The sequence below is a fragment of the Burkholderia sp. BE17 genome (assembly GCF_009362305.1).
Classification (GTDB): domain Bacteria; phylum Pseudomonadota; class Gammaproteobacteria; order Burkholderiales; family Burkholderiaceae; genus Burkholderia; species Burkholderia pyrrocinia_C.
In genome coordinates, this window is sequence record NZ_WHNU01000119.1 from 1 (window position 1) to 435 (window position 435).

General features: G+C 34.7%; 1 protein-coding gene. It reads left to right on the plus strand.

Annotated features, from left to right (window positions below; all coding sequences use genetic code 11):
• Window positions 1–41: 41 nt before the first annotated feature.
• On the plus strand, window positions 42–435 hold a 394-nt coding region (locus GD429_RS40095), incomplete at its 3' end, for a hypothetical protein (RefSeq protein ID WP_227792255.1).

A 435-nucleotide genomic window follows, 5' to 3' on the forward strand; every position in this document is an offset into this window, starting at 1 on the left:
GGTTTGCTGTTACAAAAAAACATAAGATCGAGCCTTCCTTTATGCAGCCAGAATACAAAGATGCAATGCGATGGTTCCGTAACATTTATAAAAAAGGTTGGATGAATTCAGATTTTTCGGTGATGACAAAAAATGATCAAAAAGATTATATTGTTCAAGGAAAGGGTGGAATTGTTCTAACCATTCTATCAGATGCCAAAAATTATGTTAATGCAGCAAAAGGAACCGACCAAGCAGGAATGAAGTGGGCACTAGTTAATGACTTGACAGATGAAAAAGGCAAACGTCGTGTTTTATCAGATACAAATAATGGAATGGGCGGCTGGATGGCAATCTCAAAACAAAATGTAAAAACCGAGAAAGACTTGAAAGTTGTTTTAAAATTTATTAATGATTTGATGGATCAAAAGCCATATAAATTAATGACATTAGGCG